The sequence below is a fragment of the Novosphingobium sp. Chol11 genome, assembly GCF_900218065.1.
Lineage (GTDB): Bacteria > Pseudomonadota > Alphaproteobacteria > Sphingomonadales > Sphingomonadaceae > Sphingobium > Sphingobium agri.
In genome coordinates, this window is record NZ_OBMU01000001.1 from 594,902 (window position 1) to 605,648 (window position 10,747).

A 10,747-nucleotide genomic window follows, 5' to 3' on the forward strand; every position below is an offset into this window, starting at 1 on the left:
ACCTAAGTCAAATGAACTTGATCCAGCAGATCGAGGCCGAGAACATCGCGGCTCTCGCCAAGGATATCCCGGAATTCCGCCCCGGTGACACGCTGCGCGTCGGCGTGAAGGTCATCGAAGGTGACCGCAGCCGCGTCCAGAACTACGAAGGCGTCTGCATCGCCCGCTCCAACAAGGGCATGGGCAGCAACTTCACCGTGCGCAAGATTTCGTTCGGTGAAGGCGTGGAGCGCGTATTCCCGCTCTATTCGCCGAACATCGATTCGATCACCGTCGTCCGCCGTGGCGTCGTGCGTCGTGCGAAGCTCTACTATCTGCGCGGCCGCACCGGCAAGCGCGCTCGTATCGCCGAGCGCCGCGACGTCCGCAGCGAGGATTGATTTTCCTCGCGGCTTGAGGGCCAAGATGAAGAGGCGGCGTTCCTGAAGGAGCGCCGCCTTTTTTGTGTCTGTTCCCCCTCCCGCAGGCGGGAGGGGGTTAGGGGGTGGGGTGAGCGGAGCGAGCTTTGGGCTGGCTTAGACGAAAATTCGGCGTTGCGCTGGCCCACCCCCGGCCCCTCCCGCCTGCGGGAGGGGAGGAGAGGCGTTGGCCGATAGTTTCCCCTCAGCCGATAGCGTGGCGCTTGCCGGTCCGGCTCGTGAACCACAGGCCGATAAGGCTGACCAGCGCCACGGCGGTCATGTAGAGGCCGACCAGTTCCACCCCCTGCGCAGCAATCAGCCAGGTCGCGACGATCGGCGCCAGCGCGCCGCCGATGATGCCGCCCAGGTTGAAGGCGAAGGACGCGCCGGTATAGCGCAGTTGCACCGGGAACAAGTGCGGCAGATAAGCCCCGAGCGGCCCATATACGAAGCCCATCAGAAACAGCGAGACGCTGAGTATCAGGAAGATCGGCAACAAGGCTCCCGTGCCCATTGCCGGGCCGAAGATCACGCCCATCGCCACCGTGCCCACGCAACCCCATGCCAGCACGCGGGTCGGGCTGCTGCGGTCGGCCCACCATCCTGCCAATATGATGCTGAACGCCATGAACAGGATCGCGCCCAACTGGATGGCAAGGAATGTCTCGCGGTCGATCTTCAGCGCGGTCGTGCCATAGCCCAGCGCCCATGCGGTCGCGATATAGTAGACGGCAAAGCAGGCCGCGCACGCGAACGTCCCCGCGATCGCCGCGCCAAGATGGTTCTGGAACAGTGTAGCCAGCGGGACGGCGGGCGGCGGCGCTTCGGCCTTGGCGGCGGCGAATTCCGGCGTTTCAGTGAGCTTCAGCCGTATCCAGAGGCCAAGGATGACCAGCACCGCGCTGCCGAGGAAGGGCAGGCGCCAGCCCCAGGCGAAGAAATCCTCATCGGTGAGGAACATGCCGAGGATCAGGAACAGGCCGTTGGCGGCGATGAAGCCGACCGGCGCGCCCAATTGCGGGAACATGCCGAAGCGCGCGCGCCAGCCGGGAGGGGCATTTTCGACCGCCAGCAGCGCCGCGCCGCCCCATTCCCCGCCAAGTCCCAAACCTTGCCCGAAGCGCAGGATGCAGAGGATGAGCGGCGCCCACCAGCCGATCATCTGGTAAGTCGGCAGGAAGCCGATAGCGAGCGTCGATCCGCCCATAAGCATGAGAGAGGTAACGAGCGTCGCCTTCCGGCCGATACGGTCGCCATAATGGCCGAACACTGCTGCGCCCAAAGGTCGGGCGAAGAAGGCGAGGGCGAGGGAGCCGTATGACGCCATCAACTGCGCCGTGGGCGAGGAGGAGGGGAAGAAGAGCGAGGGAAAGATGAGGCTTGCGGCGGTGGCGTAGATGTAGAAGTCGTAGAATTCGACCGCCGTGCCGATGAGGCTAGCCGCCAGCACCCGTTTGTGGCGCAGCATTGCGCCTATTCCCTCGCTTGCCATTTTTCTCTCTATCCCCCGCATTCTGGATCACCTCGCCCCCGTTGAGGGGAATGGTTGGCTTATCGTTATCGTTTCGCTCGCCTCTGGTTCAGCAGTTCATAGGCCATCACGGCGCAGGCGACGGCAGCGTTGAGGCTGTCGGCTTTGCCAAGCATCGGCATCTTCACCAGCTGATCGCATTCTGCCTCATAGGCCTCGGGAAGGCCCTGCGCTTCGTTGCCGACCAGCAGGAAGGAGGGGCTGGCATAGCGCGGTTCCTGATAATCCTGCGTCGCTTTGAGGCTGGTGCCGATCAGTTCGCCCGGCCCTTGCCGCAGCCAGTGCATGAATTCGCCCCAGCGCGCCTGGGTGATCGACTGGGTGAAGAGCGCGCCCATCGATGCGCGGACGGATTCGACCGAAAAGGGATCGACGCAATCGTCGATCAGGATGAGGCCGCCAGCCCCCACCGCATCGCCAGTACGCAATATGGTGCCGAGGTTGCCGGGATCGCGGAGCGACTGGGCGACGATCCAGATGTCGGCCTTGCTCCGGTCGAGCTTCGCCAAGGGGGTCAGCCGGTCGCGATAGACGCCGACGACCGCTTGGGCATTATCCTTGCCGGAAATCTTGGACAGGATGTCGGGCGTGGTTTCGATGACATCGCCGCCTGACGCCTCCATCGCGGCGATCAGCTCTGCGGCGAGCGGGTGGGTGGACCCGGCGTGGAAGAGCATTTCCGGCAGCACGCCTTCCTCGCGCGCTTCGGTGAGGATGCGGAGGCCCTCGGCCAGGAACAGCCCCTCGGCCTTGCGGAACTTCTTTTCGCGCAAGGAGCGGACGCGCTTCACCAGCGGGTTGGAAAATCCGGTGATCTCGCGTGCCACTGCGCCTGCTTTCCTCCTGAAGGATGAGGCGGCCTCTCTATCGGGCCGGGGCGGAGCGCGGAAGAGCTATTCTTCGCCGAACTTGTCTTCGACCAGCGTCACCAGCTTGCCGAGCGATTCTTCGGCATCGGGCCCCTGGGCGCTGATGGTGATGGAATCGCCCAGCGCCGCGCCCAGCATCATGAGGCCCATGATCGACGTGCCGGTCACTTCGCTGCCGTCCTTGCGCACGGTGATCTGGGCGGGAAGGCCGCTTGCCAGCGTCACGAACTTGGCGCTGGCGCGCGCGTGCAGGCCGCGCTTGTTGCTGATCAGAACTTGCCTGCTGATTTCGCTCATGTGGTGCTGCCCAACAATTCGGATGCGACGCTGATATATTTCTGGCCCGCTTCGCGCGCGGCGGCGACCGCCTGGCGCACGTCCATGACCTTGCGCGCGCTTTCCAGGCGGATGAGCATGGGCAGGTTTATGCCCGCGATCACCTCGATCTCGCCCGCCTTCAGCAGAGAGATGGCGAGGTTGGACGGGGTGCCGCCGAACAGGTCGGTGAGCAGGATGACGCCCGAACCGTCATTCACCCGCTCCACCGCCGATGCGATATCGGCGCGGCGAACCTCCATGTCGTCTTCCGGGCCGATGCAGATGGTCGCGATCTGCTGCTGCGGACCGACCACATGCTCCATCGCCACGACGAATTCCGTCGCCAGCGATCCATGCGTGACGAGAACAAGTCCTATCATCTACCTACCCGGCCCAGATTGTTTCATGATTTAGCTTTCGGGCCTCCCGGTTCGCGCTTCTCCAGACTGTCCTGGGGCGCTGATTCCATATTGCGGTGCGAGACCGTGGGCGAAAAGCCCGCGTCTTGCAAGTATTTGGCGACCCGCTCGGCGACATGGACCGACCGGTGCCGTCCCCCGGTGCAGCCGAAGGCGACGGTCACATAGGATTTGCCGCTTTCCTCATAGCGCGGGATCAGGAGCGCGAGCAGTTCCTCTATGCGGTGGACGGTGTCCTCATAGGCGGGATCTTCGATGATATAGGCAGCGACCGCAGGATCGAGCCCGGTATGGGGGCGCAGATCCGCTTCCCAATGCGGGTTGCGCAGGAAGCGCATGTCGAACACCAGATCGGCATTCAGGGGCACGCCCCGCGAAAAACCGAAGGACATGATCGTCAGCGTCGGGGCGGACAGGCCGTCACGTGAAAAGCGGTTGCGGATTTCCTGCTGCAGCCCGTTGCTGGTCAGGCTGGTCGTGTCGATGACATGGGTCGCCCAGCGGCGTAAGGGATCGGTAAGCTCGCGCTCCCGCGCCAGCCCGTGCGCGGCCGGACGGTCGGACGCCAGCGGGTGGCGGCGGCGCGTTTCGGCAAAGCGGCGCTCCAGTTCCATGTCGGAACAGTCGAGGAAGAGCGTTTCGACGTCATGGCCGCGCCGGGTGCGCAGCGCCTTGATCCGCTGGACGATCGCCTGCGCGTCGAACCCACGGGTGCGCGCGTCGATGCCGAGCGCCAAGGGCCGGTCGTCCAGTTCCTCGTGGCCCGCAGGCACGGGCGTGTCGAGCAGCCGCTCCAGCAGGAGGAGGGGGAGGTTGTCGACGACTTCCCACCCCATGTCCTCCAGCGTCTTGAGCGCGGTCGTCTTGCCCGCCCCGGACAGGCCCGACACCAGGAGGATGGTCTTGGGCGTGGGCGCGCTCATGCCAGCCCCACCGCGTCCAGCGCCAGTTCGACCTTGATCGGGGCGGACGCTTCGAAAGGCGAAAGCTTGATGACGGGCAGCGGGGCGCCCGCGATGATCCACTCGTCCGGATCACCCGGCATGCGATCGACATGCTGCGCAAGGTCGACGACCAGCGCCAGCGGTGCCTCGCCGACAAAGGGCATGTCCACGACTCCCAACCCGCGCACTTCCATCTTTCCAGCGATGGTGGCGGGTGCGGACGCGGTCAGTTGCCCGCCATTGCGCTCCACGATCGTATAGTCGTCGCTGATGAGCATGGCGCCACGATCGATCAGGCGCAGCGCCAGATCGGATTTCCCTGCGCCGCTTGCGCCACATAGCAGAATGCCGCGCCCGCCTATCGCGACGCTCGTTGCGTGCACTGTTTCGGTTGAGTCTTGCGCCGCCATGTCCCTGACCTCTTCTTAGACCTTGCGGCGGTGCGTGTGAATCGAATTGACGCAGGAAATTAACGCAAACGTCAAAAACTTAAGCGCTTTGTCCTATTCCGAGACAATGCCGGGATCACGCTCGACCCCCATGGGCAGGCGCAGCATGAAACAGGCGCCACGCTGGTTGTCCTCGCGGTCGGCGATGCTGATCTTGCCCTGATGGCCTTCGACGATCGACCGGGCGATGGCAAGGCCAAGGCCCGAATGCTTGCCGAAGCTTTCCGTTTCCGGACGGACACTGTGGAAGCGGCGGAAGACATGTTCGCGCTGGGACTCGGGCACGCCGGGCCCTTCATCCTCCACGCTGACCAGCACTTCATGATCGGCGACCGTGGCGACGATCTGCACGAGGCCGCCGTCGGGCGAGAAGGAGATGGCGTTGTCGATCAGGTTGTCGAGCACGCGGAGCAGGCGCTGCTCTTCGCCGAGGACGACGGCGACATCCTTGCGCGGGCGGGCGAAGGCGAGCCGGACGCCGCGTGGAACGCCACGTGCCTCGCGTGCCACCACCATGCGCTCGATCAACAGGCCAAGGTCGATGGGTTCGAACCGCGTGCGGGAAAGCTGAGCGTCGATACGCGACGCTTCGGCGATGTCGGTGACCAGCCGGTCGAGCCGCCGCACGTCGTCCTGCGCAATCGCCATCAGCTGGTCGCGCAGTTCCGGCTTGTCGATCCGTTCCATAGCGTCGAGGGCAGAGCGGAGCGAGGCGATGGGGTTCTTGAGCTCATGGCTGACATCGGCCGCGAAGGCGTCGGTGGCGTCGATCCGCTGCCTCAATGCGTGGCTCATGTCGGAAAGCGCGCGGGCGAGCATGCCGATCTCGTCGCGCCGCTCCGGCAGGCGTGGCACCGTCACCTCGCGCGCGCGGCCAAGGCGGACGCGCACGGCGGCGCGGGCCAGGCGTTGCAGCGGCTGGACGATGGTCCGGGCGAGGAACAGCGAGAGCAGAATTGACGCGAGCACGGCGGCGGCGATGACGATGCCGAGCCTCAGCCGCTCCGCCCGCACCGTCCGGGTGATGTCGCGCGCATTTTCGGTCGCAAGCAGGCTGCCGCCGTCCTTCATGCCCGTCGCAGCCGAGATCATGAAGGTGCGGTCGGGGGCATAGCGGTTCGTCGCCTGCGGCTGGCCTGTCTTGCGCGCGAGCAGCACCTCCGGCCAAGCATCCGCCCGGTCCACGGCAGGTTCTTCGAAATTAGGCGGGCGATCGGCGAAGACGACGCGGTCCACCGCCTTGTCGAGGAAACGCGCGGCATGCCGCCGCCAGCCTTCTTCCGAAGGCAGGCGCAGCCGGTAGCGGGGCGCATCCATGGCGAAACTGTCCGCAATCAGCCGCCCGTCCGGTCCATAGCGGCGAACGCGATCGCGCGTCTGCCGGGCATAGGCGGCGATCAGGGCGTTATGTTGTTCGGCCGGGGCCGTCTCCAGCCCGATGGCGAGCAGCTTCAATTCGCGCGCAGACTGCTCCAGCCGCGCGTCAACGATGCGGGTCCGATAGCTGTCCAGATAGAAGAAGCCGCCCGCCAGCAAGGCGAGCGCGAACACGTTGACCGCCAGGATGCGCGGCGTCAGGCTGATGCGGCCCGACCAGCGCAACCCGCCGTCCCGCGGATCATTCTTCGGAGAATCGATATCCGGCGCCATAGAGCGTGTCGATTGCGTTGAATTCAGGATCAACCTCTCGGAATTTGCGGCGGAGCCGCTTGATGTGGCTGTCGATGGTGCGATCGTCGACATAGACGTCATCCTGATACGCAGCATCCATCAACTGGTTGCGATTCTTGACGACGCCGGGCCGCGACGCGAGCGTTTCGAGGATCAGGAACTCCGTGACCGTCAGTGTGACGTCCTGCCCCATCCATTTGACGCGATGGCGGGCCGGGTCCATTTCCAGCCGGCCGCGGATGATCGGCTCGGCGGCGGGCTCGTCACTCGCATCCGTCGCCCGTCCGACTTCCGAGCGGCGCAGGATGGCGCGGATGCGGGCGATCAAGAGGCGCTGGGAAAAGGGCTTGGCGATGTAATCGTCCGCGCCCATCGCGAGGCCCAGCGCCTCGTCCAGCTCATCGGTCTTGGACGTCAGGAAGATCACCGGCATCTGGCTCTTTTCCCGCAGCCGCCGCAGCAGTTCCAGGCCGTCCATGCCCGGCATCTTGATGTCGAACACAGCAAGGTCGGCGGGATTGTCGAGCAGCGCCTTCAGCGCCGCCTCCGGATCCGAATAGAGGCGCGTCAGGAAGCCTTCGGCCTGCAGCGCGATGGACACGGAAGTCAGGATATTCTTGTCATCATCCACAAGGGCGATGGTTGGAGTCATGCTTGTTCCCAAAGATCGTGGCCGCCCTGCTCAGGCCTTCCCATCCAGCGTTAGACGATGCCTGCCCCGCTCGCAAGAAAGGGGTAGGCGGGCGATTATGCGGTTTACCCGTGTTAATCTGGGATAAAGTGCGTGCGGGCGGGATTTGACGCTGGGGGTGCAAAGGCTTATTGCCCCCCCCATCTGCAGGAATGTTGCCGCCCATTTGAGGCCGGCGACGCTAGGAGCGGATCGGTCGCGAGCGCGAGTTGGCGGGCCGGAGTAATCACATCAGGAGCTAAGGCGTGCAGGCCAAATCCTCAATTACCCTGGATCAGCAGGGCATTTCCACGACCGCTGAATTGCATTGGAATCTCGGCACCGCGCCGCTCGTCGAAGCTGCCATCGCAAATGGCGAAGGCATGCTGTCCAAGGATGGCCCGCTGGTCGTCAAGACCGGCAAGCACACCGGCCGTTCGGCCAACGACAAGTTCATCGTCAAGGACGCCGAGACCGAATCCACGGTATGGTGGGGCAAGACCAACGTCCCGATGACGCCCGAACATTTCGCCGCTCTCAAGGAAGACTTCTTCAAGGCGCTGGGCCAGAAGGAAAAGCTCTACGTCGCAGATCTGTTCGGCGGTTCGCAGCCCGAGCATCGGGTGAACGTCCGCGTCATCAACGAACTCGCCTGGCACAACCTGTTCATCCGCACGCTGCTGGTGCGGCCCAAGGCGGAAGAGCTGAGCGGCTTTGCCCCTGAATATACCATCATCGACCTGCCGTCTTTCCAGGCTGACCCGGCCCGTCATGGTTCGCGCAGCGAAACGGTGATCGCTGTCAATTTCAGCGAAAAGCTGATCCTGATCGGCGGCACCAAATATGCCGGCGAAATGAAGAAGTCGGTCTTCGGCATCCTCAACTATCTGCTGCCGACAAAGGGCGTGATGCCCATGCACTGTTCGGCCAATATCGGCCCGAACGGCGACACGGCGGTCTTCTTCGGCCTGTCCGGCACCGGCAAGACGACGCTGTCGGCCGATGCCAGCCGCACGCTGATCGGCGACGATGAACATGGCTGGTCGGACACGGCGGTCTTCAATTTCGAAGGCGGCTGCTATGCCAAGATGATCAACCTGTCGGCCGAAGCCGAGCCGGAAATCTTCGCGACCACCAAGCGTTTCGGCACGGTGCTGGAAAATGTGGTGATCGACGAGGATACGCGCGAAATCGACCTCGACGACAACAGCCTGGCTGAAAATAGCCGTGGTTCTTACCCGATCGACTTCATTCCAAATGCGTCGGAAAAGAATCTGGGTCCGGTGCCGAAGAACATCATCTTCCTGACCGCCGACGCCTATGGTGTGCTGCCGCCGATCGCGCGGCTGACCCCGGATCAGGCGATGTATCACTTCCTGTCCGGCTACACCGCGCGCGTCGCGGGCACGGAAATCGGCGTGACGGAGCCTTCGGCGACCTTCTCCACCTGCTTTGGCGCGCCCTTCATGCCGCGTCACCCCTCGGTCTACGGCAATCTGCTCAAGGACCGGATCAACAAGGGCGGCGTAACCTGCTGGCTGGTCAACACCGGCTGGACGGGGGGCAAATATGGCGTGGGCAAGCGCATGCCGATCAAGGTGACGCGTGCCCTGCTGAACGCGGCGCTGGACGGCAGCCTCAACGATGCCGAATTCCGGGTCGATCCCAATTTCGGCTTCCAGGTTCCTATCGCGGTGCCGGGCGTCGATGCGACCATCCTCGATCCGCGCGCGACCTGGGCCGATCAGGCCGCCTATGACGAGACGGCTGGCAAGCTGGTGAAGCAGTTCGTGGACAATTTCGCCCAATTCGAAGAACATGTGGATGCATCGGTGCGTCAGGCTGCGCTGACGGCTGCCTGATAGCAGGGCCGACGATCGCAAAGGTGAAGGAGCCGGGGGCATGCGCCTTTCCGGCTCTTTTGCTTTCGGCCCCTTTAGCTTTCGGGTAGCGGCTGGCGGTGCTATCCTGCCGCTTGATATAACGGGATGATGACGATGTTTGACCAACTGATAAACAGCGTGGGCGGATTGGAAGCGGTGGCCGCGAAACTGGGGCTTTCGGCCGAGGAGATGCAGGCGCTGATGGCGGAAATCGGCGGCAAGATCGCGTCGGGCGAAACCGATGTCGCGGCGCTCGCCACCACGGCGGCGGAGCATGGCGTTTCCGCCGACAAGTTGCAGGAACTGTTCGCCCAATTCGGCGGGCCCGAAGCGGTGCTGGGCAAGCTGGGCGGCCTGTTCGACAGCGATGGCGACGGCAGCCCGATCGGCGAACTCAGCAGGTTGGCGAAGGAATTGTTCGGCTGAAAAATCCGGCTGACGCGTGCAGGCATGATCGTCAGCTATCGGCCATGAAAGTTTTTTCACCTTGCCTTGGACGGGCCGAAAAGGCATTCGCGCCGCCATCACTTATTGCGAAAGCCACGCAACTGGCGTCCTGACCGGGCGTTGGCGAAGTGGATTTGGCAGGAGACAAGGTTTTGAGCGACGTGACGATCGAAAAGCCGGTACTGGAACCGACCGGCGCCCTGACTGTCGAAACCGTGCTGTCGGTCCGGCATTGGAACGAGCATCTGTTCAGCTTCCGCATCAGCCGCCCGGCAAGCTTCCGCTTCCGTTCGGGCGAGTTCGTGATGATCGGGCTTCAGGGCGACAATGGCAAGCCGCTGCTGCGCGCCTATTCCGTCGCCAGCCCCGCCTGGGACGAGGAACTGGAATTCCTGTCGATCAAGGTGCAGGATGGGCCGCTCACCTCCAAGCTCCAGCTGATCCAGCCGGGCGACCAGATCTATCTCGGCCGCAAGCCAACCGGCACGCTGGTGACCGACGCGCTGCTGCCTGGCAAGCGCCTCTTCATGCTGTCGACCGGCACGGGCCTCGCGCCCTTCCTCAGCCTGGCGCGCGATCCCGACGTCTATGACTTTTATGAAGAGGTCGTCGTCGTCCACTCGGTCCGCCGGGTCAGCGACCTTGCTTTCCATGACGAACTGACGGGCAAGCTGGCGGAAGATCCGCTGGTGTCGGAACAGGCCGCGAACCAGTTCCATTATGTGCCGACCGTCACGCGCGAACCGTTCCGCAACAATGTGCGCATCGACAAGCTGGTCGAGAATGGAGCGCTGTTCGAAGGCATTGCGGGCGACAGGAAGTTCAATCCGGAGACTGACCGCATCATGATGTGCGGCAGCATGGAGATGATCAAGCAGTTCGCCGCCTATTTCGAAGGCGAAGGCTTCACCGAAGGCTCCAACGCGGCGCCCGGCGCCTTCGTGATCGAGCGGGCGTTCGTGGGGTAAGAGGGCGAAGAGTTTCGGTGCAAGAGGGGCTGGCGGCGACGCTGGCCCTTTTTGGTTTGTGAGTTGAGTTTGCTTGGTCGGGGCAACTCACGCCGTTCCCCTCCCGCAGGCGGGAGGGTTGGGCGCAAGTGCAGCGAGCTTCCGGCATGCCGTTGAAGGGAAGCAGACTGGCCGCAC

General features: G+C 63.9%; 12 protein-coding genes. 4 read left to right on the top strand and 8 right to left on the bottom strand.

The features are described 5' to 3' along the window. Positions 1 to 11 precede the first annotated feature (11 nt). Positions 12 to 380: a 50S ribosomal protein L19 gene (gene rplS / locus NCHOL11_RS02960; RefSeq protein ID WP_022681436.1), complete on the top strand. Its 369-nt coding sequence runs from the start codon at positions 12 to 14 to the stop codon at positions 378 to 380. A 223-nt stretch (positions 381 to 603) separates the two neighbouring features. Here the strand turns inward: rplS and NCHOL11_RS02965 are convergent, their stop codons facing one another. The 8 genes from NCHOL11_RS02965 to NCHOL11_RS03000 form a co-directional block, all read right to left on the bottom strand. Beyond that, positions 604 to 1,869 (bottom strand): MFS transporter, encoded by a 1,266-nt coding sequence (locus tag NCHOL11_RS02965; RefSeq protein WP_255254690.1) that lies wholly within the window; start codon positions 1,867 to 1,869, stop codon positions 604 to 606. Between the two features lie 89 nt (positions 1,870 to 1,958). Beyond that, positions 1,959 to 2,759, bottom strand: a complete 801-nt coding sequence (locus NCHOL11_RS02970) for a TrmH family RNA methyltransferase (protein WP_097091001.1) — start codon at positions 2,757 to 2,759, stop codon at positions 1,959 to 1,961. 66 nt (positions 2,760 to 2,825) lie between these two features. Next, complete coding sequence (locus NCHOL11_RS02975) at positions 2,826 to 3,098, bottom strand: HPr family phosphocarrier protein (protein ID WP_097091002.1); 273 nt, start codon at positions 3,096 to 3,098, stop codon at positions 2,826 to 2,828. Continuing rightward, positions 3,095 to 3,499 carry a PTS sugar transporter subunit IIA gene (locus tag NCHOL11_RS02980; protein ID WP_097091003.1) on the bottom strand — a complete coding sequence of 135 codons (405 nt, stop codon included), beginning with the start codon at positions 3,497 to 3,499 and terminating at the stop codon, positions 3,095 to 3,097. Before NCHOL11_RS02980 ends, NCHOL11_RS02975 begins: the two co-directional genes overlap by 4 nt. Positions 3,500 to 3,522: 23 nt before the next feature. Next, positions 3,523 to 4,461 (bottom strand): RNase adapter RapZ, encoded by a 939-nt coding sequence (rapZ, locus tag NCHOL11_RS02985; protein ID WP_097091004.1) that lies wholly within the window; start codon positions 4,459 to 4,461, stop codon positions 3,523 to 3,525. Then, on the bottom strand, positions 4,458 to 4,892 hold the full coding sequence (locus tag NCHOL11_RS02990; RefSeq protein ID WP_097091005.1) for an HPr kinase/phosphorylase: 435 nt from the start codon (positions 4,890 to 4,892) through the stop codon (positions 4,458 to 4,460). Before NCHOL11_RS02990 ends, rapZ begins: the two co-directional genes overlap by 4 nt. Before the next feature lie 93 nt (positions 4,893 to 4,985). Further along, complete coding sequence (locus NCHOL11_RS02995) at positions 4,986 to 6,581, bottom strand: sensor histidine kinase (protein ID WP_097091006.1); 1,596 nt, start codon at positions 6,579 to 6,581, stop codon at positions 4,986 to 4,988. Then, positions 6,550 to 7,254, bottom strand: a complete 705-nt coding sequence (locus NCHOL11_RS03000) for a response regulator transcription factor (RefSeq protein ID WP_097091007.1) — start codon at positions 7,252 to 7,254, stop codon at positions 6,550 to 6,552. The genes NCHOL11_RS02995 and NCHOL11_RS03000 overlap by 32 nt, the downstream gene beginning before the upstream one ends. 284 nt (positions 7,255 to 7,538) lie before the next feature. Between NCHOL11_RS03000 and NCHOL11_RS03005 the strand changes: the two genes are divergently transcribed. The 3 genes from NCHOL11_RS03005 to NCHOL11_RS03015 all read left to right on the top strand — a co-directional run bounded on the left by NCHOL11_RS03005 (position 7,539) and on the right by NCHOL11_RS03015 (position 10,570). Beyond that, complete coding sequence (locus tag NCHOL11_RS03005; RefSeq protein WP_097091008.1) at positions 7,539 to 9,134, top strand: phosphoenolpyruvate carboxykinase; 1,596 nt, start codon at positions 7,539 to 7,541, stop codon at positions 9,132 to 9,134. 129 nt (positions 9,135 to 9,263) lie between these two features. Further along, positions 9,264 to 9,581, top strand: a complete 318-nt coding sequence (locus NCHOL11_RS03010) for a hypothetical protein (RefSeq protein WP_176502247.1) — start codon at positions 9,264 to 9,266, stop codon at positions 9,579 to 9,581. 173 nt (positions 9,582 to 9,754) lie between these two features. Continuing rightward, on the top strand, positions 9,755 to 10,570 hold the full coding sequence (locus NCHOL11_RS03015; RefSeq protein ID WP_097092682.1) for a ferredoxin--NADP reductase: 816 nt from the start codon (positions 9,755 to 9,757) through the stop codon (positions 10,568 to 10,570). The last annotated feature ends 177 nt before the right edge of the window (positions 10,571 to 10,747 follow it).

Coding starts and splice junctions, on each gene's coding strand:
- rplS (WP_022681436.1), top strand. CDS start 12: ATGAACTTGATCCAGCAGATCGAGGCCGAGAACATCGCGGCTCTCGCC.
- NCHOL11_RS02965 (WP_255254690.1), bottom strand. CDS start 1,869: ATGCTGCGCCACAAACGGGTGCTGGCGGCTAGCCTCATCGGCACGGCG.
- NCHOL11_RS02975 (WP_097091002.1), bottom strand. CDS start 3,098: ATGAGCGAAATCAGCAGGCAAGTTCTGATCAGCAACAAGCGCGGCCTG.
- NCHOL11_RS02980 (WP_097091003.1), bottom strand. CDS start 3,499: ATGATAGGACTTGTTCTCGTCACGCATGGATCGCTGGCGACGGAATTC.
- rapZ (WP_097091004.1), bottom strand. CDS start 4,461: ATGAGCGCGCCCACGCCCAAGACCATCCTCCTGGTGTCGGGCCTGTCC.
- NCHOL11_RS02990 (WP_097091005.1), bottom strand. CDS start 4,892: ATGGCGGCGCAAGACTCAACCGAAACAGTGCACGCAACGAGCGTCGCG.
- NCHOL11_RS02995 (WP_097091006.1), bottom strand. CDS start 6,581: ATGGCGCCGGATATCGATTCTCCGAAGAATGATCCGCGGGACGGCGGG.
- NCHOL11_RS03000 (WP_097091007.1), bottom strand. CDS start 7,254: ATGACTCCAACCATCGCCCTTGTGGATGATGACAAGAATATCCTGACT.
- NCHOL11_RS03010 (WP_176502247.1), top strand. CDS start 9,264: ATGACGATGTTTGACCAACTGATAAACAGCGTGGGCGGATTGGAAGCG.